Below are 18,289 nucleotides of genomic sequence, written 5' to 3' on the forward strand. Positions count from 1 at the left end.
GATCAGTTAGTGAGTCAATCAGTTGGTGAGTCGGTCAGTCAGTGAGTCGGTCAGTCAGTCAGTGAGTTGTACATTTACTGGCCCACCGACTGACCGACTCACCAACTGATTGACTGAGTAACTGTCCCCGGCCCCCTTATTTATTTTTATGGAAATTACGTCTTTCGAGCAGTTTGACCTAAATCGGCAGTTGCTTAACGCCATCGCCGATGCTGGCTATACAGAACCCACACCTATACAGCAGAAAACTATTCCGCTGAGTCTGGGCAACCATGATGTGCTGGGTATTGCCCAGACAGGCACTGGAAAAACAGCGGCCTATCTGCTGCCCTTACTCATGAAGGTCAAGTACGCGCAGAGTAATAACCCAAGGGCGTTAATTCTGGCACCAACGCGTGAACTGGTGATGCAAATCAATGAAGCGATCAGCCAGCTAGCGAAATACACGGATCTGCGCCACCTGGCCTTGTATGGGGGACTCGGTCCAAAAACGCAGATCGAGATGCTTCGTAAAGGAGTCGATATTCTGGTTGCTACTCCCGGCCGGCTGATGGATTTGTACAGGACGGGCGAGATTGTGATGAAGGAAATCCGGACGCTGATCATTGATGAGGCCGACAAGATGATGGACATGGGCTTCATGCCCCAGATTCGGTCTGTTCTGGAGGTTATCCCGTCGAAACGGCAAAACATGCTCTTTTCGGCTACCTTCGGTGCCCGAGTTGAGCGGTTGTCAGGCGAATTCCTGGAAGCCCCCATCCGGGTAGAAGTGAGCCCTCAGGCTTCTACCGCCGACATGGTCAACCAGATTCTGTATCTGGTACCAAACTTTCGGACAAAAATCAATCTGCTCGATTATCTGATTCGAAAAGAAGAATTTCAGCGTGTCATCATCTTTGCCCGCACCAAAGGCACAGCCGATAACGTCTACAAGTTCCTGGCCAGAAAGGTACTTGATCCAGCCAATATTCGGGTTATCCACGCCAACAAAGGTCAAAACACCCGTATCAATGCCATGGAGGCTTTTCGGGAAGGCAATATAAAAGTGCTTGTCTCTACCGATGTAGCGGCACGGGGTATCGACATTGCCGAAGTCAGCCATGTCATCAACTTCGATGTCCCACTGATTTACGAAGATTATGTACACCGTATTGGCCGGACAGGTCGCGCAAACCATACCGGTGAGGCCATTACCTTTATGACAATGGCCGAAGAATACCATGTGCAAAAGATCGAGCGGATCATTCGTATGACCATTCCGCGCGAGCCAATTCCAAGAGTAGTTGAGATAACAGAGACACCAGCTGAAGAGCAGCAGGCCATGCTTCGTGAGATTGATGATCAGCGCCGGAAAGAAGATCCAACCTTTTTAGGTGCCTTTCATGAAAAAAAGGGCATAACCACTGTCGTTGGCAAAGACCGGCTGAAAGCCAAATCAAAAATGACGGCTACCAAGAAACCAGCCTCATCATCTACAGGGCCGCGTTCAGGCCCGGCACGCTCCAAACCAGGTACATCGACAGGGTCAAAAACGGGTGGTGTAAAGCGCTCAGGCACACGGGGGGGACGGCGGTAATTTCCATTTTATGTACTAACTTGGATTCCCTCTTCGTTCTACCGGAACATAGGCCCAACGGTATATAGATTATATGAGCGTTCGGATAAATCTGATGCACTTGAGTTTGGTTGTTTTTCCGCTCTTTGCGGTCGCGCAGCCCAGGCAGCTTATTACGTCAGCGCGTTCAGGCGATTCTGTCCGGCAGGCTAGTAGTGATAAACGCACCACCGAAGAACGCAAACAAGCCAGCAAAGAGACGTCTACCAATGAAACGAATACAGACGTAGTTGGCGGATCGGTCAACCTGTTACCACTCTTTGGCGAACGCCCCAAAACAGCGGCTCAGATTGATGAGGAAATTCATTTTCTGAACGATTGTGACCGGAATTTTGCCAGTCGCCCCGAAGCCAGTGATTTTTTTGCTGCCCGCGGCTGGGATTACGTCGCCGACGGACAGCTGGATACGGCTACACATCGCTTTAACCTCTCCTGGTTGCTCAATAACCGTAACCCTGATGCTTATTGGGGACTGGGTGTAGTTAGTTATCAGAAGAACGACATACCCGGTGCTATTCGACTACTGAAAAAGGGGTTAATCGTTGCTGATACCAACGTTGTGCTGATGGACGATCTGGCTGCTCTTCAGATCAAGAACTACCAGCAAAAGAAAGACCCGACCGATTTAGCCGAGTCTGAGCGTTTGTTACTTAAAATAGTTGCGCTGAATCCTGCTTCAGCTTCTTCCTACCAGAAGCTTTCGGTAGTTAATTACCTCAAAGCCGATTATGAAAAGTCCTGGGATTACTTTCACCAGGCACGCACACTCGATCTATCCATTCTCGACCTGGAATTTCTGAACGAGCTTCTGGCCAAGCAACCCGACCCCAAAGGCGTCTTTAAGTGACGTCGCAGGCTCAATTCTCGGTTTCCTCTTCCTGAATGACTTTTTCTTTAGCCCGCTCGAAGGTTATCTTGCCTTTTTCGTCCCACTCACTGATTGTATAGGGCTCGAATGCCGTGTCCCACTGGTCGCTGGCATACTGCGTCAGTTTCCGGCGCATCCGGCGGCCACTCGGATTAATTGGGTAAAATTCGGTCCATCGGCCAACCTTCACTCCATTGTCGTACTTGCCCTCTTCGGCCAGTAAACCGTTCTCATGAAAGGCCAGGTACGTACCTTTCACTTTGCCGTACTCGATGGGAATAATCTCTTTGATTTTGCGGTGTGTTGAATCATAATAGGTCAGTTTGGATTCAGCAGGTACCCCCCTATGCCAGTTCGTCTTGTCGAGAAGCATAAAATTGGCATCATACCGCTCCCATCGTCCATCTTTCATACCGGCATAGTAATAGCCTTCCTCAACGAGATCATCATTTTGGTATCGTTTGTAGGGACCATGTAAGAGAAGACCTTTGTCATCGTCTTTAATGATTGAGCTTGTAACCCGTCCACTCCGCTGGTAATACCTGAATATCTCCCGTATATAGGGTAGTGGTTTAGCCGCGTCATTGTCCCGCAGTATATAAAACTCCTCCACGATGGTCCGGTCACCACTACCTAGCTTGGTATATGCTTTTACCATCGACAGACCTTCATAATCTGTTTTGGACACTTTCGCCTTGGCCTTCCTGTCGGCTTTCAGCTTCTTCAGCTGTTTCATTTTCAATCCCAGGTCGGGCATAATGCCCGACAGGTAGGCATCTTTCTGCTCCTTCAACGAGGCTACAGTTGGCAAGCCGAGCGTGGTGAGCGAAGACGGAACAGACGTGAATGAAGACAAAGGAGACGCGGGTGCACCCGATGGTGCCAGCACAGGTGCCGATGATGTAGTAAGCGCAGCTGGTGCCGTCGTTTGCGCCCACAAGCGAGTGACAAGCAGGCCACTTAGTAAAATAAGATTGAATACGAATTTTAAGCCGGGAGTAAACATGATGCGGGCAAACGATTGATGCCTTTAGTTTGTTAAATTTGCAACGCTTTATAAAGCGCTATTATTTTGTCAATCTGCCTGTTGCTCTTATTCGACAGGCTATCACAAGCAATCATCGTGGAAAAACAGGCCCGTATTTACGTTGCCGGACATCGGGGTATGGTCGGTTCGGCCATCGTTCGCAAATTACAAGCTGAAGGCTATGATACCATCCTCACACGCACTTCGTCGGAACTGGATTTGCGTGACCAACGGGCGGTAGCTAATTTTTTTGAAACTGAGCAACCTGAATTTGTATTCCTGGCAGCCGCCAAAGTTGGCGGTATTATGGCCAACAATACGTATCGTGCCGATTTTCTGTACGATAATCTGATGATCGAGTCGAACATCATCCACAGCGCGTATAAGACCGGCGTTCGTAAATTGCTGTTTCTGGGTTCGTCATGTATTTATCCGAAACTAGCGCCCCAACCGCTTAAGGAAGAATATTTGCTGAGCGGCTTACTGGAGGAAACCAATGAGCCTTATGCCATTGCTAAAATTACGGGAATTAAACTGTGTGAGTCCTACCGGAGTCAGTACGGCTGTAATTTTATTTCGGCCATGCCTACAAACCTCTATGGTCCTAACGACAATTATGACCTACAGGGATCGCACGTGTTGCCTGCGCTCATCCGTAAATTCCACGAAGCTAAAGTAAACGACCAACCTGTTGTTGAGGTATGGGGTACGGGCTCACCCATGCGTGAGTTTCTCCATGCTGACGATCTGGCTGCGGCTTGTTTCTTTCTGATGGAACAGTACAACGACGACCTCTTCGTGAACGTCGGTACCGGTGAGGATGTCACTATCCGTCAGCTGGCCGAGATGGTGAAGGAAACCGTCGGGTTTGAAGGCGAATTGCGCTGGAATACGGATAAACCTGATGGCACCCCCCGTAAGCTGATGGACGTTTCGAGGCTGCATGCGCTGGGCTGGAAACACACAACCGAGCTTAAGGATGGATTAGAGAGAACCTACCAGGATTTCCTGGCCAATGAGGTTCTGTACGTAGAGTAAACCCAAATCCGCAACCTATTGTGGCCTGGGGCCGTCAGCTCTGTTCCAAAAACTGCTGACGACCCCAGGCCACAATAGGTTACGGATTTACAGTTTTTTCGCGGGGTTACCGAATACGGTTGCGCCAGCTTCGACGCTTTCCACCACAACAGATCCAGCACCAACACGCGCGCCTTTACCAATGGTAACGCCCGCAATGATTGTGGCACCGGTACCGATAAAGGCTCCTTCTTCCACTACAGTTCCGCTGTTGATTAAGCAGCCGGTTCCCAGATGAACATAGTCGCCCACTTTGGCGCGGCTTTCAATAATGGTCCCCGCCTGAATGATGCAGTGGCTCCCCACCTCTGCGTATGGATTCACGACAGCGCGGGCAGCAATCAGATTACCATGTCCTAGTGTTGCCATTGCGGAGACGACAGCCGTATCGTGAATAGCATTTACAGGCTGCACTTTACGCCGTTCATTAAGCATCTTGACCAATCGCTTACGCACTCGCCCGTCGGCAATAGCCACAAACGCTTCGCATTTCTGTCCGACGAACTTCAGGAAGCCATCGTCATCTGTCTCGCCCAACACCGACACATCACCGAATTCTGTACCGTGCAGGCTCTTATCATCGTCGAGTAATCCGTAAACAACTACATTATTGCGCTGAAACAGGTCTAGAGCCGTTAGGCCAAGATTGCCGGCGCCAAAGATCAACACTGGATTCTCCATCTACTATATCTTGTTAAGTCAATGTAAACAATTGTCTATTTACGTGGCAATCGTTTCCAATTTGGTAACCGTTTGGTAAAATCCAGTTCATGTACAGAACGTAATTTCGTACATGAAATCAAGTACTCAGTTCCGCACCATCGTACTATCCGACATTCACCTCGGCACGACCGGGTCAAAGGCAAAAGAGGTTACTGAATTTCTACAAAATTACTCCTGCCAGAAACTCATCCTCAATGGCGACATTATCGATGGCTGGCAACTGAAGCAGTATGGTACCTGGAAGAAAAAACACACTGCTTTTTTTAAAACGGTTTTAAAGCAAATCGTTCATTACGATACTAAAGTTGTTTATCTGCGCGGTAATCACGACGACTTTCTGGATCAGGTTATGCCGATGAAAGTTGGCAAGAACTTTTCGATCCGTAAAGATTATACCCTTACATCCGGCACAAAAAAATTCTATGTCACTCACGGCGACGTCTTTGACTCGATCACATCGCACATGAAATGGCTGGCTTATCTCGGTGATATCGGATACACATTTCTTTTGTGGGTTAACAAGTTCTACAATCAATACCGGGCCTGGCGGGGCCTACCTTATTACTCGCTCTCCCAACAGGTAAAAAGCCGCATCAAGCAGGCCGTTAGCTACATATCCGACTACGAGCAAAAACTTACCGAGCTGGCTCGTGCCCGCAACTGCGATGGGGTTATCTGCGGACATATCCACCAGCCGGCGCTTCATGAGTTTAATGGGATTATATACATGAACTCCGGCGATTGGGTTGAGTCTCTTAGCGCGCTGGTCGAAGACCACGAGGGCAACTGGAGCCTCCTTTACTACACATCCGATTTATCTGAAGAGGATGCCGAAAAAAAAGCATTGAAAAAGGTGGCTAAACAAGCCCGGCAAATTCTCAAAAACGATTCGCCCCTCTTACGGGCCGACTAACTCTCAAGGGCTATGCGTGTTTTATTTTTGGTACAGGGCGAGGGGAGAGGCCATTTGACCCAAGCGCTTTCACTGGCACAAATTCTTACCATTGCGGGCCACGAAGTTACCGGCGCTCTCGTTGGTGTTACGGCCGAACGGGGCGTTCCGGCTTTTTTTTCCGAGACGTTTACGGCCGCTATAACGCCTGTATTCAGTCCGGGCCTGGTTTATAACACGGGCACTAACGAGCTACAGCCATTTAAAACTACCCTACACGCTATTCGCCACATTCCGTCGCTCTGGCGAAGCTTAAAGCAGGTTCAGCGCCATATTAAGGAACATCAGCCAGATGTTGTCGTCAATTTTTACGAAATGCTGGGGGGCCTAACCTATGCGTTGCTCCATCCAGGCGTACCTATGGTTTGCATAGCCCATCAATATATGGCCTTTCATCCCAATTTTCAGTGTCCGAAAGGGCAATGGTTCTATCGGCAGGCGTTCAAACTGAACACCCGGCTTACCTGCCTGGGAGCCCGTGAGCTATTGGCACTTTCTTTCGATAAACAAGCCGATGAGCCAGCGCAGCGACTGCGGATCGTCCCACCACTGCTCCGTCAGGAAGTTACGCAGTTGAAACCGGTTACGGGCAATTCGCTGCTGGCTTATGTTACGCAGCCGGGACTAACGGTTGACATACAAAAGGCACACAGGCAACGTCCCGACGTACCGATCGATGGATTCCACGCTGGTGTGACTGTTCCGGATCAGGTTATCGATGAAACATTAACCTACCACGCTATTGACGGAAAGCGATTTTTAGCGTTTATGGCCCGTTGCAAAGCCGTTATCACTACGGCGGGGTTCGAGTCGGTTTGCGAAGCGGCCTATCTGGGAAAGCCGGCTCTTATGATTCCTCAACCCAACCACTACGAGCAGGCTTGCAATGCCATTGACGGAGAGCGGGCAGGCGTAGGAAAAGCATCAGCCCGTTTCGACCTTACCCTCCTGCTGGACTACCTGCCTCAGCACGATGCTCAGGTAAGCGAGCAGTTCAGGGCCTGGTATGGGCAGGGCTACTTTCTCTTTCTGGCTGCGCTCAATCGGGCAACCACACCGCGACCCAAATCGACGGGCGGCTTTTTCGGTACGCGAGTCAGGCATTTATTACGCTCGTAGGTTAGTGTCCTTCCAGTCCTTTATACGCTACTGACTGTAATAAAAATCCAGCGGATTTGGGTAGTGAAATTGGTAGCCAGTAGCTTGAATCAATTTATCAGGGCTAACCACTTTGTAAGGAACTGGTGTATTTGGCTCAACGAACGTAGGAAGGGTATACCCAAAATCCATGCAACTTCTGCGGTAAATAGCCTCCCGGGCCGGGTGTTCAGGGGCTACCGCATTAAAGACGCCAGCCAAGGGCTTTTCGATCAGATGCAACAGGAGATCGACCGCATCATCACGATGAATATAGTTTACTGGTACAGCGCCACTATCAACGGTTCGTCCGGCCACGTACTTGCCGGGAATACGATCATAGCCCATTAATCCCCCGCAACGAAGAATGGTTACGAGTCGCTGTGGTTCTAGTGCCTGTACATATGTTTCGGCTTGAAACAAAGCAGGTGCAGCTGTCTGGGCGAGCGCGGTAACATCTTCTTCCCTGGCTATACCGTTCGCTTCGGCATACACCGATGTGGAGCTAACATAAATAACGTGCGTGATGCGCGAACCCTGTACAGCCTCAACTATACTCCTGACCTGTTGCGGGTGAAAACTATCCCCCATTTTCCCCGCTTTGGGCGGTATATCGATCAGCAATGTGTCGGCCTGTACTAAGGCTGTCAGATCGCCAACCGGATCAGGGCTCAGCTGCAACAGGTGTGCATCGATCCCTTTCCGGCGAAGGAGGGTTAACTTTTCTTCCGATGTGGTACTTCCCTTAACTGAGTGGCCTGCGCCTGTCAGTCGTTCTGCCAGGGGTAGGCCCAACCAGCCGCAACCGAGTATAGAAATGAGTTTGTTAGCCATTCATTATAAGCCAATGCCGAAGGTGAGTACGCGCACGTCGGGACCCTTACCGGCAACGAACAGCGGGCTAAGGTCATACTTTACAAAGAAGTTCGCGCTTTTGATGCCCAGATGTGCCATGAGCCCATACCGGTAGTCAGCCAGATCGAAGTTGGAATGTCGTCGGTCTTTGCTACCATCGGCCTCCTTTATTTTGCGGTAACTATCGATCCGGTAATTAACATAACCACCTAGCCCGATATGGCCAATACGCCGGCCATCGCTATTGTAAAATGTCAATCGGGGCACTACGGGAATTCCAATCGTGCACACGGTTAACTTACTCTTCCGAAGTTCCCGTCCGGCATCGGTGAAAGCAATACCGGTGGGCGTTCGCTCGGGAATAACATCTGCGTCGAACATGAAATTGGTCCAGGCCAGTTCGAGCCCATAATATAGCTTTAGCGAAGCCCGTTTACCCCGAACAAGCGTTGGCATGGCGCCCATAGCCAGCGACAAGTAGCGCGATCCAATTGGCCGCAGCGCATAACTATTTTCGGGATATACCGGCAACACCGACTGTTGGAGAAAATTACTCAGGCCGATACTCAAACCGTAGTCGAAGCTACTACCACCTCCCCCCCGTTTACGTTTCGATTGGGTATAGTCTTTTTTATGCTGTATAGTTTCTGTCCATGTCGTATCGCCCGATCTATTGATCTCAATGGTCACTCCGTCTTTCTTCTTTATGACCAGTACCGTATCCTTCAGGTATTTGTCACCTTCTCGTGAAATGGCGGTTTTACCATCTGGCAATGAGTCCAGCTGCATACCCATTTCACGCACGATTTTGTTCAGGTCATAATTAGCTAACGCCTGAATCCCTGCTTTATCAGGTGCATAAATAACCAGGCGAGTTCGATTGGCAAACCGAATCACCAACGAGTCTGCCGGAATTGCCGACGCTGCCATCGGCCTTGTAGCCACTAACCCAATAACCAATGCAGTGATTAGTCGGAGTCTAGTATTCATTGTTTTATTGATTTATCCTTATCCAATGTCTGCTTCAGGCCGCTGTAAGCCCGACCAATCAGACCACGTTCATCGTCTACAGCGTCTTTCCGGGCAAATATTTCACCCTGTTTTATTCGCTTCACCTGCTGCCAGAGGGCAGCGGCTTTCGTATCCTTTTCCGGCTTATTATCCAGGCTATTGTCAAGTTCTTCACCAGACAGTACTCTCTTTGCCGTTTTACGGGCGCCAATGAGGGCTTCCGGCTCAGCAATGGTTACGACCAGCACACGCTCAGTACTTACTGCTGGAGTAGGACTAGTTACAATTTTGTCATCGGTTGCCTCTACTGAAACTGGTCTTTGCTCTGTTTTAGCAAGCTGATCGGATAGTTTAGTAGACGCCGGTACCGGCATTTCGGGCTGCACTTTTTCGGCTTCGGGAAAAGATTTTTTCTGTTTAGCTACTCGTTGACTTTTATTGCCTTTCGAGTAGGCCACTGATCGTTCAGCCTCTGTTACTGATTCCTCAACCAGAGGTATATCTGACTGATTCGAAATCGTAGGGTCAGGAATTGGCTTGGTCGCCACCAGATTGCTGTCTGTACTGTTCAACGAGCGATCCTCAAGCTGTGGCCGTATGATGGGGGCTTTAATTGTATTCGCAGCAACCGTATCATTGCCTGGTGTGGGGGTTTCGGTCGATAGATAGAACCACCCAAAGAGACATACCAAAACCAGACAGGCTGCAACAGCCATATAGCGCTGAACGGTCACGTTCTGCCAGAAAACGACGCGAGTCTTTACATCACGCTGTTCCATTCGCGCCTGTAAGCGTGCCATACCATCCCGGCTGGGTGGTAACAACATGTTTTTCAGCTTGCGGGCGAACAGGTCGTCAATTGGCTGCTTTTCGTTGTGTTCCTTCATTTTTATTCAGTTGGTTAGCTCCGCTCCTTAATCCTGTAGGCTGCGGTTGTCCGCTGGCTCCTACCCGGTGTTGCGACTCCTGTTCCAGTTTTTTTAAATTCATTTGTAACATCGTCCGGGCCCGGCTCAGTTGAGACTTAGATGTTCCCTCCGATATATCGAGCATGGCAGCAATCTCAGCATGAGCATACCCCTCAATGGCGTACAGGTTAAATACGGTTCGGTAGCCATCTGGTAATTGATTTACGAGACGCAACAGGTCATTCTCATGTACTGCCGTATCGGCCCACTCGTAGTCTGGCTCAATAGTAACTTCATCCATTGAGACCTCTTGCCGCCACTGTTTGTTTTTTCGTAGAAACATTAGCGACTCTGTAACCATCACCCGTCGTATCCACCCCTCAAAGCTACCATCCTCACGAAACTGCTCTATCTTCTCGAACACCCGCATGAAACCGTCGATCATTATCTCTTCCGCGTCATCCCTATTGGCGCAGTAGCGAGTACAAACGGCTAACATCTTGCCCGAAAAACGTTCATAAACGACTTTATGAGCGCGGCTTTCGCCCCGCTTCAGCGCAGCGATCAACTGCGTTTCAGTCGTAAAAAACGGTATAAGTCGCAGCATACATGTTCAGGTTCGATCAGTAGATGCAAGATACAGAGGGGAGGTTGCATGGCTATAAAAAAAGTTTGCAGGCTACCCTTTCCAGGCAACCTGCAAACAAAAAAAGGGCCTTTAGAGCCCTTTTACGTATTTTATGCCAGCTACATAATGAAGCCAGATTACTCTCGATATTCTGAAGTTGACGGGCGCTATGAGGATCATAACAGGTGCCACAACAACTGCGTATACCCATCCCTCAGGATCGCCTGCCAGGTAGAAGAGCATAAATCCCAGTACCAGTGCAACTCCACCCGATATAGCATAGCTGACGTACATGGCTCCGATAAAATATCCTGGTTCGACTTCGTATCTCAACCCGCAATGCGGGCAAAACTCATACATCTCATCGAAGTGCTTCGGAGAATAAAAGGGTTTGCGAAAAAGTTTACCCTTTCGACACCTAGGACAAAGCCCGTTTAACGCGGCCTGCAATTTCGAGACGTCTTCCATGTTCCTGTTTACTGTTTCGATACCACAAATAACCAATCGTGGCCACAATCAGGTATGGAATCACTAACAAATACAAAATGCCAAAATTTAATTCCGACGCGATAACGCTACGGCCATCGCTAACGGTGCTTTCAACTGTTCCCCGACACATAGCACATTGGGCCATCAGGTCCGGAGCAAGCGTCAGTAAAGCAATAACAACCAATAATACTCTGATATTTTTCATTGCCTCCCTTAGGTTAATGAAGATAATACGGCTCTATAAGGAAATACACGACAACTCCTGTTACGCTAACATATAGCCAGATCGGAAAGGTATATTTTACGGTTTTTTTGTGTCGAAGGATCTGTCCACTCAACGCAAAGTAAACGGCTCTCAATACAAACCAGACAACAACGATCGATAGAACGATATGTGACACCAGCAGGAAGTAGTAAACCGGACGAATCCAGCCCTGACCGCCAAAAGGGGTCGATTCATGGGTGATGTGATACAGAATGTAACATACCAGAAACAAAGAACCCAGTCCGAAAGCGGTCAACATAACTCGCTTATGTGCCTGCACATTACCTTGCTTGATAAAGAACAAGCCCAATAGCAACAGAACTGACGTGAGCGAATTAATTATAGCATTCAGGTGGGGTAGATAAGAGGTCCAGCTACCGAGGTCAACTTTCTGCCGAATTCCTAGCATGACGGCTACGGCAACTGGAATAGCGATAGAGAGAACATTGATCACCCGGCTTACCTTTTTCTCCTGAACCGGTTGTAGCGTTTCCATCTTGAATGAATTATTCTTTACTGTAGATATCAAGTAACACTCTGATTTCAAGCACGAGCCGGTCTACATCTTCCTTATCGGTACCGTCGTAAAAACCTCTGACAATGCCCTGCTTATCTACTAATACCAACTTTTCGCTGTGAATAAAAGTTTCGTCCGGACTGCCATCCTTAACGCCTGCGTCGACGGCTGGCAGGTAGTAACCCCTCATGGCTAATTTGTAGATATCAGCTTTGTCTCCCGTCAGGAAATACCATTTTCCTGGAATAGCTTCGTATTTCGTTGCATATGCTTTCAGCTGAGCAGGGCGATCATGTTCCGGGTCGACAGAATGGGATAAAAAGACCAGATCAGGATTATTTCGAAATATGTCCTGCACACGAGTTAGCTGAGACGAAATACGTGGGCAAACTGTGCCGCACCTTGTAAAAAAGAAACTGGCTACGTAAATCTTGCCTTCAACGATAGATTGATTTACGGTTTTGCCATCCTGGTCGATTAAACTGAAAGGCGGTATATGGTTAAAGACAGTGTCTGTTACTTCACGACCATCAGCCAGCTTGACACGGCTCATCAATGGCTCCCCACGTGCTGAGTCGATTTTGGGTAAGTAACGGGGTAAAACGTAATGATTTTCTGTAAAAAACCGAAGGAATACATACAGCAAAGCCGGGACCAGCAGCGTAGTGAGCAGGATCCCGGCTTTTTGAGGTTTTGTCATGTTACCTAAGTTGGAAAATCGAGCCGCCTTCGGTTAAAAGTGCGATCAACAACCAGACAATGAACAATACCGGAACAGTAATTGCCCAAATCAGGCTTTTGACCTCGTGCTTCAAGTGCATAAATTCACCTACGATGTAGAACGCTTTGACTAAAGTCATGCCTACAAAGATCGAGGTACGTAATCCGCCAGCTTTCATCAGATAAGCCAGCGTAAATTCAAAGGCTGTGATGACGGAAAGAATAATAAATGTCCGCCAGATCAGACCTGTATTTGCAGGCGGTATTTCTGTACCCCCCTGTGCGTCGTGGTTGTGTGCGTTGTCAGCCATTAGTGTGCGAGCTTTATCAGACCAGATAAAAGAAGGTGAATACAAATACCCAAACAAGGTCAACAAAGTGCCAGTACAGACCTACTTTCTCAACCATTTCATAGTGACCACGACGTTCGTAGAGACCCGTGGCAGAGCGATAAAATATAAGTACATTCAGTACCACTCCACTTAATACGTGTGTACCATGGAAACCTGTGATAAAGAAAAACAGGTCGGCAAATGCAGGCGGTCCATACTGATTTTCTACCAGATTAGCACCGAATATCGTACGTTGGATGGTTTGTCCATTGACAAGCTCATTAATTATAGTGCCCTGTTCCGTACCATGTATAAAGTGACTCCACTCCCATGCCTGGCTTCCCAGGAAGGTAATACCGCCAAGAATAGTCCACAGCATGTACTTATCTACATCTTTGCGGTCCATCCGGTGTCCAGCCTCAACAGCTAATACCATTGTAACACTACTAAAGATGAGGATAAAGGTCATAATGCCCACAAATATCAGGGGCAGGTCAATACCATGGAGAAATGGCACTGAGTTGTAAACTTTCTCAGGAGTAGGCCAGTACAAGTTCGAGAACTGGAATACCTCACCGTATATAGCCGGATCCCATGCAGGATAGCTGTAACGAATCAGACCATAGGTTACCAGCAAAGCTGAGAACGTAAATGTATCTGAGATCAGAAAAAACCACATCATCAACTTGCCATAACTGGCATTCATTGGCTCGACACCACCCATCCAGGCTTTCTTGTCGAACGTTTGTGTTGAATCTGTTGCTACGGGGTTCGTCGCAGTAGCCGCCATGCGTCTAAAAGATTATCAATGAAAATAAACCAAAAAGAAAAACAAATACAACCATAAAATGTCCAGGAAATGCCAGTATGCGGCTGCTATCTCAATCTGATTCAGGCTTTTTGCATGAATCGAGAATCGGAAAGCGGCTACTAACGCAAACACCAGCACGATCAGGCCAGATATCAGGTGAAAGCCATGTAATCCCGTGAATATGTACATGAACGATCCAGCCGGGTTCCCAACAAAGAAAACATTTTGGTTCACCAACTGTACCCATCCCTGAAACTGCATATAGAGGAATGCCATTCCAAGCGCAAAAGTAATGGTAATTGCTATCTTAAGACTTCTAAAGTTATCTTTTTTTGCAGCAATGTACGCCCAGTGCATAGTAAGGCTACTCACCACCAGCACAACTGAACTGTAAGAGAAAACAGCTGGAATTGTGTATTCCAGCCAGTTACCCTCTGCCCTACGTACTAAGTAAGCACTAGTCATAGCGGCAAAAAGCATAATAATACTTACAATGAACAACCAAAGAATAAACTTCTTTGGGTTCATCGAAAGAGTTTGTTCAGGCTCTTCAATCAGCGAAATATCATTTACTAACTCACTCATGGTCTGTTATACTTTATCGATCAAGTAAACAATTTGCACGACCGGCAAATACAGTAATGATCCAAACATCATCTGCAGTGCGGCCTTATCCGTGCAGGTTCTCATTAAGTGAAACGTTTGGGCCAGGAACAAGATTCCGCCAACCATAGCCACCAGTGCGGAATTAATACCCGTCATCCCCAGCATATAAGGCAACCAGCCTATAGGAATCAAAAACAGCGTATAGATCATGATCCGAAAAGCGGTATCCGTATTTTTGCTGTCGCCGGGCATCATTTGTATGCCTACTTTTTTGTATTCATCAAATGCTAACCATCCAATTGACCAAAAGTGGGGAAACTGCCAGAAGAACTGAATGGCAAACAGTATACCAGGTTCCCACCCATAATGGTTCGTTGCAGCTACCCAGCCAATCATAGGTGGGAAAGCGCCTGGTAGAGCGCCAACCCAAACAGCTATTTGCCCTTTCGTCTTTAGGGGCGTGTAAACAAACCCGTAAAGCAGCAATGATAATACTGCCAACGCAGCTGCCCTGATATTGAATACTTCAACGAACAGGTAGCAGGAGATCCCGAATAAGCAGAAAGCGAACAAGGCGGCTTCTGTCACTGTCAAACGGCCTGTTGGTAAAGGACGCGATGCAGTACGTTTCATCACCTTATCAGACTCTCTCTCAATAATCTGGTTTATGGTGTTTGCGGAGCCTGTTATTGCAATAGAAGCAATAATTAGCACAGCTAATTTCCACCATATGACTTCGTTTACTGCCAGGCAATAACCAAACACTCCCGAAAACACAACTGCCAATGTCAATTTAAGCTTTATTAGCTCCACATAAGCTTTTGCTTTGGCGTTTATTGCAGCCAAGCCAAGTACTTTATCCATCTTAAATTTTCTGTAAGCGAGTGGTGTCCACTATTCGCTTCGGTGAACTCAAAGCCGGGTGTAGCAATAGCCAAATGGTAAATTGCAAACCCATCATCAGTACAGCCAAAAATAGATGTGCAGGCTGAGCTGCCGCCGGCACAGCAAAATAGGCCATTACGATACCTGTTACTATTTCTGCTACAACCAGTGTTATCAATCCGGTTGTCAGTTGCCGCATAACACCGTCATTGAATGATTTTTTCAACTGGTATATGAAGCCAATGTGTAGCGCTAGAACGACTAACGAGAAGGACCGGTGTACATAAAACCGCCAATCCAGTTCACTAATCCATTGCTCACGCTGATCGTACCCTATTCGCTTTACTACTTCGTTCAAACCGTCACGAACCTGTGTTCCCAATACAATTTGAGCAAAAGAAACTGCCAATAGTAGTAATAAAAATGAGTTAAGCTTTTTACCATTCTGGTCACTGTGTAACGCCGGTTGTTTAACTGCACCCGACCGTACCAGGACAAAAAGTAAAGAGAATACCAGAAGAATAGCCAACAGCAAGTGAAACGTAATCATGTACTGCGCTAACTCGGTAGCAACAACACGAGAACCAAGCCATGCATTGGCCAGAATTAACAATAAGGCTAAAAAAGTACCCCAGAAAACTAGGCGATCTTTGCGAAGATAGGGAAGAGAAGCCACCAGCGTGGCCAGAACGAGGAAGCCAGAAAAGGCACCTAACAAACGATTGATGTATTCAATCCACGTTTTAACAGCATTAAACTCGACTTCTCCTTTCAATTTCGCACCGTATACCTGCTGGTAGTTAGGCGGTAACTGTGAGACTTCGGTTGGGGGCACCCATCGGCCAAAACATTTAGGCCAATCAGGACAGCCCATCCCGGAGCCTGTTCCTCTGACAATACCTCCTGCCAATACAAGCAGGTAAATAGTGACTACCGTCAGAAGAGCCAGGCTCCGGAAGCGTACTGAATGTTTATCAGTGAGGCTGCTTGAATTGATCATTTAAATTTTGTGCCTCTATCTCTTTTTCCAGGGAGATTAACTCATTCTCGTGGGGAAGATTCGATTCAGGCGTCTGCGAATAAGGAACGTTCTGAGGAATAAAATCATCCTTTGCTCCTGGTTTGCTGTAATCATATGGCCAACGATAGACGGCAGGAATTTCGCCGGGCCAGTTACCATGACCGGGTTCGATAGGCGTCGTCCACTCCAGCGTATTAGATTTCCATGGATTCTGTGTAGCTTTTTTACCTTTAAAAAGGCTATACACGAAGTTGTACATGAATACCCATTGAGCTGTGAATGTAAACACAGCCGCAAGGCTAATGAAGCTGTTCATATCGGCGAAGATGTTCTTCGTGAAATCATAGCTTGTAAAGGCATAGTACCGCCGTGGGAATCCTGCTATACCTACATAGTGCATCGGGAAGAACACCAGATAAATACCGATGAATGTCAACCAGAAGTGAATATAACCCAGCTTCTCGTTAAGCATCCGCCCGAACATTTTGGGAAACCAATGATAAACACCGGCCAATAGACCAAAGGCTGAAGCAGCACCCATCACTAAGTGAAAGTGAGCTACTACAAAGTACGTATCGTGTAATTGAATATCTAAGGCTGAGTTACCAAGGATCAAACCTGTCAGTCCCCCAGATATAAAGAACGATACGAGACCAATCGAGAACAGCATGGCCGGTGTAAACCGGATGTTTCCACGCCAGAGTGTCGTTATGTAGTTAAACGCTTTAACAGCTGAAGGTACAGCGATAATAAGCGTCAGGAACATAAAGATCGACCCTAGGAAAGGGTTCATACCTGTAACGAACATATGGTGGGCCCACACAATGAACGCCAGGAAAGCAATACCCATCATGGAGGCAATCATGGCACGATACCCGAAGATTGGTTTACGAGAATTTGTAGCAATGATCTCCGAAGTCATACCTAGAGCTGGCAGAAGTACTATATATACCTCCGGGTGACCCAGGAACCAGAACAAGTGCTGGAACAGAATTGGGCTACCTCCTACGTTTGGCAATGCCTCACCGTTGATATAAATCTCAGAAAGGTAAAAGCTTGTACCGAAGCTACGGTCAAATATTAACAGCAGGGAAGCCGATAACAGAACAGGGAACGAGATCAGACCCAACACAGCTGTTAGGAAGAAGGCCCAGATTGTCAACGGTAATTTGCTGAACGACATACCACGCGTCCGTAAGTTAATTACCGTTGTGATGTAGTTGATACCACCCAAAAGCTGAGATACTATGAACAGGGCCATACTTACAAGCCACATGGTCATACCGCTTCCACCACCGGGACTTGCCTGGGGTAGTGCACTCAACGGCGGATAGACCACCCACCCACCACCGGCAGGTCCTGTCTCGATAAACATCGAAGCAAACATGATAACACTGGCCAGAAAGAAAAACCAGTACGATAACATGTTCAAGAAACCCGATGCCATATCACGGGCACCAATTTGTAGGGGAATCAGAAAGTTAGAGAACGTACCACTTAGGCCTGCCGTGAGAACGAAGAATACCATGATGGTACCATGCATCGTCACCAGAGCAAGATAAAAGTTTGGATCTAACTTATTGGACTCATTAATCCAGTTACCAAGAACAGGGCGTAAAAAACCCATGTTCATATCAGGAAAGCCTAATTGGAGCCGAAATATAACTGACAGGCTAATACCGATTACCGACCAGATGATACCGGAAATAAGGTACTGCTTAGCAATTGTCTTGTGATCTTCCGAGAAGATATACGTGCGCAAAAAACTCTGTGGCTCATGGTGCTCATGCTCGGCTACATGTGCCACAGTTGCCTGATTATCTATTGCAGTCGCCATAGTAA

At 47.6% G+C, this 18,289-nt stretch carries 21 protein-coding genes; 5 read left to right on the forward strand and 16 right to left on the reverse strand.

The window, feature by feature from the left end; translation table 11 throughout:
• Positions 1–148 precede the first annotated feature (148 nt).
• Both FH603_RS09665 and FH603_RS09670 read left to right on the forward strand, forming a co-directional pair.
• The gene (locus FH603_RS09665) at positions 149–1,576 is read left to right on the forward strand and encodes a DEAD/DEAH box helicase (protein ID WP_186737293.1); all 1,428 of its coding nucleotides are present in this window, start codon (positions 149–151) and stop codon (positions 1,574–1,576) included.
• 73 nt (positions 1,577–1,649) lie between these two features.
• On the forward strand, positions 1,650–2,462 hold the full coding sequence (locus FH603_RS09670; protein WP_186737294.1) for a tetratricopeptide repeat protein: 813 nt from the start codon (positions 1,650–1,652) through the stop codon (positions 2,460–2,462).
• Between the two features lie 10 nt (positions 2,463–2,472).
• Here FH603_RS09670 and FH603_RS09675 read toward each other — a convergent pair whose 3' ends face one another.
• The gene (locus tag FH603_RS09675; protein ID WP_235985361.1) at positions 2,473–3,489 is read right to left on the reverse strand and encodes a toxin-antitoxin system YwqK family antitoxin; all 1,017 of its coding nucleotides are present in this window, start codon (positions 3,487–3,489) and stop codon (positions 2,473–2,475) included.
• Positions 3,490–3,606: 117 nt separating this feature from the next.
• Here FH603_RS09675 and fcl point away from each other — a divergent pair, with 117 nt between their 5' ends.
• Entirely contained in the window at positions 3,607–4,548 is a 942-nt protein-coding gene (gene fcl, locus FH603_RS09680) for a GDP-L-fucose synthase (protein ID WP_186737295.1), read from the forward strand.
• 87 nt (positions 4,549–4,635) lie between these two features.
• On the opposite strand, the gene FH603_RS09685 is transcribed toward fcl, so the two are convergent.
• Positions 4,636–5,268, reverse strand: coding sequence for an acetyltransferase (locus tag FH603_RS09685; RefSeq protein ID WP_186737296.1), 633 nt, complete (start codon positions 5,266–5,268; stop codon positions 4,636–4,638).
• A 112-nt stretch (positions 5,269–5,380) separates the two neighbouring features.
• Between FH603_RS09685 and FH603_RS09690 the strand changes: the two genes are divergently transcribed.
• Both FH603_RS09690 and FH603_RS09695 read left to right on the forward strand, forming a co-directional pair.
• On the forward strand, positions 5,381–6,223 hold the full coding sequence (locus FH603_RS09690) for a UDP-2,3-diacylglucosamine diphosphatase (protein ID WP_186737297.1): 843 nt from the start codon (positions 5,381–5,383) through the stop codon (positions 6,221–6,223).
• A 12-nt stretch (positions 6,224–6,235) separates the two neighbouring features.
• The gene (locus FH603_RS09695; protein WP_186737298.1) at positions 6,236–7,381 is read left to right on the forward strand and encodes a glycosyltransferase family protein; all 1,146 of its coding nucleotides are present in this window, start codon (positions 6,236–6,238) and stop codon (positions 7,379–7,381) included.
• A 27-nt stretch (positions 7,382–7,408) separates the two neighbouring features.
• Here FH603_RS09695 and FH603_RS09700 read toward each other — a convergent pair whose 3' ends face one another.
• The 14 genes from FH603_RS09700 to FH603_RS09765 all read right to left on the reverse strand — a co-directional run bounded on the left by FH603_RS09700 (position 7,409) and on the right by FH603_RS09765 (position 18,284).
• Positions 7,409–8,233, reverse strand: coding sequence for an NAD(P)H-binding protein (locus FH603_RS09700; protein ID WP_186737299.1), 825 nt, complete (start codon positions 8,231–8,233; stop codon positions 7,409–7,411).
• Between the two features lie 3 nt (positions 8,234–8,236).
• Entirely contained in the window at positions 8,237–9,244 is a 1,008-nt protein-coding gene (locus tag FH603_RS09705; protein ID WP_186737300.1) for a hypothetical protein, read from the reverse strand.
• Positions 9,241–10,044 (reverse strand): hypothetical protein, encoded by an 804-nt coding sequence (locus FH603_RS09710; RefSeq protein WP_186737301.1) that lies wholly within the window; start codon positions 10,042–10,044, stop codon positions 9,241–9,243. The genes FH603_RS09705 and FH603_RS09710 overlap by 4 nt, the downstream gene beginning before the upstream one ends.
• 76 nt (positions 10,045–10,120) lie before the next feature.
• The gene (locus FH603_RS09715) at positions 10,121–10,780 is read right to left on the reverse strand and encodes an RNA polymerase sigma factor (RefSeq protein WP_235985360.1); all 660 of its coding nucleotides are present in this window, start codon (positions 10,778–10,780) and stop codon (positions 10,121–10,123) included.
• A 111-nt stretch (positions 10,781–10,891) separates the two neighbouring features.
• Positions 10,892–11,269 (reverse strand): DUF983 domain-containing protein, encoded by a 378-nt coding sequence (locus FH603_RS09720; RefSeq protein ID WP_186737302.1) that lies wholly within the window; start codon positions 11,267–11,269, stop codon positions 10,892–10,894.
• Positions 11,220–11,495 carry a hypothetical protein gene (locus FH603_RS09725; RefSeq protein ID WP_186737303.1) on the reverse strand — a complete coding sequence of 92 codons (276 nt, stop codon included), beginning with the start codon at positions 11,493–11,495 and terminating at the stop codon, positions 11,220–11,222. Before FH603_RS09725 ends, FH603_RS09720 begins: the two co-directional genes overlap by 50 nt.
• A 13-nt stretch (positions 11,496–11,508) precedes the next feature.
• A complete protein-coding gene (locus tag FH603_RS09730) occupies positions 11,509–12,051 on the reverse strand; it encodes a DUF420 domain-containing protein (protein WP_186737304.1) in 543 nt (180 codons plus the stop codon).
• 10 nt (positions 12,052–12,061) lie between these two features.
• Positions 12,062–12,772, reverse strand: coding sequence for an SCO family protein (locus FH603_RS09735; RefSeq protein ID WP_186737305.1), 711 nt, complete (start codon positions 12,770–12,772; stop codon positions 12,062–12,064).
• Position 12,773: 1 nt separating this feature from the next.
• A complete protein-coding gene (locus tag FH603_RS09740; RefSeq protein ID WP_186737306.1) occupies positions 12,774–13,103 on the reverse strand; it encodes a cytochrome C oxidase subunit IV family protein in 330 nt (109 codons plus the stop codon).
• A gap of 16 nt (positions 13,104–13,119) precedes the next feature.
• Positions 13,120–13,914 (reverse strand): cytochrome c oxidase subunit 3, encoded by a 795-nt coding sequence (locus tag FH603_RS09745; protein ID WP_186737307.1) that lies wholly within the window; start codon positions 13,912–13,914, stop codon positions 13,120–13,122.
• A 15-nt stretch (positions 13,915–13,929) separates the two neighbouring features.
• Positions 13,930–14,520, reverse strand: a complete 591-nt coding sequence (locus tag FH603_RS09750) for a cytochrome c oxidase subunit 3 (RefSeq protein ID WP_186737308.1) — start codon at positions 14,518–14,520, stop codon at positions 13,930–13,932.
• 6 nt (positions 14,521–14,526) lie between these two features.
• A complete protein-coding gene (gene cyoE / locus FH603_RS09755) occupies positions 14,527–15,405 on the reverse strand; it encodes a heme o synthase (RefSeq protein ID WP_186737309.1) in 879 nt (292 codons plus the stop codon).
• A gap of 1 nt (position 15,406) precedes the next feature.
• Positions 15,407–16,426 (reverse strand): COX15/CtaA family protein, encoded by a 1,020-nt coding sequence (locus FH603_RS09760; RefSeq protein ID WP_186737310.1) that lies wholly within the window; start codon positions 16,424–16,426, stop codon positions 15,407–15,409.
• A complete protein-coding gene (locus tag FH603_RS09765; RefSeq protein ID WP_186737311.1) occupies positions 16,401–18,284 on the reverse strand; it encodes a cytochrome c oxidase subunit I in 1,884 nt (627 codons plus the stop codon). The genes FH603_RS09760 and FH603_RS09765 overlap by 26 nt, the downstream gene beginning before the upstream one ends.
• Positions 18,285–18,289 lie beyond the last annotated feature (5 nt).

The organism is Spirosoma utsteinense, assembly GCF_014282275.1.
Classification (GTDB): domain Bacteria; phylum Bacteroidota; class Bacteroidia; order Cytophagales; family Spirosomataceae; genus Spirosoma; species Spirosoma utsteinense.

What these genes read in the sequence shown, in the direction of transcription:
- FH603_RS09665 (WP_186737293.1), top strand. Translation starts at nt 149, where the DNA reads ATGGAAATTACGTCTTTCGAGCAGTTTGACCTAAATCGGCAGTTGCTT.
- FH603_RS09670 (WP_186737294.1), top strand. Translation starts at nt 1,650, where the DNA reads ATGAGCGTTCGGATAAATCTGATGCACTTGAGTTTGGTTGTTTTTCCG.
- FH603_RS09675 (WP_235985361.1), bottom strand. Translation starts at nt 3,489, where the DNA reads ATGTTTACTCCCGGCTTAAAATTCGTATTCAATCTTATTTTACTAAGT.
- FH603_RS09685 (WP_186737296.1), bottom strand. Translation starts at nt 5,268, where the DNA reads ATGGAGAATCCAGTGTTGATCTTTGGCGCCGGCAATCTTGGCCTAACG.
- FH603_RS09690 (WP_186737297.1), top strand. Translation starts at nt 5,381, where the DNA reads ATGAAATCAAGTACTCAGTTCCGCACCATCGTACTATCCGACATTCAC.
- FH603_RS09695 (WP_186737298.1), top strand. Translation starts at nt 6,236, where the DNA reads ATGCGTGTTTTATTTTTGGTACAGGGCGAGGGGAGAGGCCATTTGACC.
- FH603_RS09700 (WP_186737299.1), bottom strand. Translation starts at nt 8,233, where the DNA reads ATGGCTAACAAACTCATTTCTATACTCGGTTGCGGCTGGTTGGGCCTA.
- FH603_RS09705 (WP_186737300.1), bottom strand. Translation starts at nt 9,244, where the DNA reads ATGAATACTAGACTCCGACTAATCACTGCATTGGTTATTGGGTTAGTG.
- FH603_RS09710 (WP_186737301.1), bottom strand. Translation starts at nt 10,044, where the DNA reads ATGGAACAGCGTGATGTAAAGACTCGCGTCGTTTTCTGGCAGAACGTG.
- FH603_RS09715 (WP_235985360.1), bottom strand. Translation starts at nt 10,780, where the DNA reads ATGCTGCGACTTATACCGTTTTTTACGACTGAAACGCAGTTGATCGCT.
- FH603_RS09720 (WP_186737302.1), bottom strand. Translation starts at nt 11,269, where the DNA reads ATGGAAGACGTCTCGAAATTGCAGGCCGCGTTAAACGGGCTTTGTCCT.
- FH603_RS09725 (WP_186737303.1), bottom strand. Translation starts at nt 11,495, where the DNA reads ATGAAAAATATCAGAGTATTATTGGTTGTTATTGCTTTACTGACGCTT.
- FH603_RS09730 (WP_186737304.1), bottom strand. Translation starts at nt 12,051, where the DNA reads ATGGAAACGCTACAACCGGTTCAGGAGAAAAAGGTAAGCCGGGTGATC.
- FH603_RS09735 (WP_186737305.1), bottom strand. Translation starts at nt 12,772, where the DNA reads ATGACAAAACCTCAAAAAGCCGGGATCCTGCTCACTACGCTGCTGGTC.
- FH603_RS09740 (WP_186737306.1), bottom strand. Translation starts at nt 13,103, where the DNA reads ATGGCTGACAACGCACACAACCACGACGCACAGGGGGGTACAGAAATA.
- FH603_RS09745 (WP_186737307.1), bottom strand. Translation starts at nt 13,914, where the DNA reads ATGGCGGCTACTGCGACGAACCCCGTAGCAACAGATTCAACACAAACG.
- FH603_RS09750 (WP_186737308.1), bottom strand. Translation starts at nt 14,520, where the DNA reads ATGAGTGAGTTAGTAAATGATATTTCGCTGATTGAAGAGCCTGAACAA.
- cyoE (WP_186737309.1), bottom strand. Translation starts at nt 15,405, where the DNA reads ATGGATAAAGTACTTGGCTTGGCTGCAATAAACGCCAAAGCAAAAGCT.
- FH603_RS09760 (WP_186737310.1), bottom strand. Translation starts at nt 16,426, where the DNA reads ATGATCAATTCAAGCAGCCTCACTGATAAACATTCAGTACGCTTCCGG.
- FH603_RS09765 (WP_186737311.1), bottom strand. Translation starts at nt 18,284, where the DNA reads ATGGCGACTGCAATAGATAATCAGGCAACTGTGGCACATGTAGCCGAG.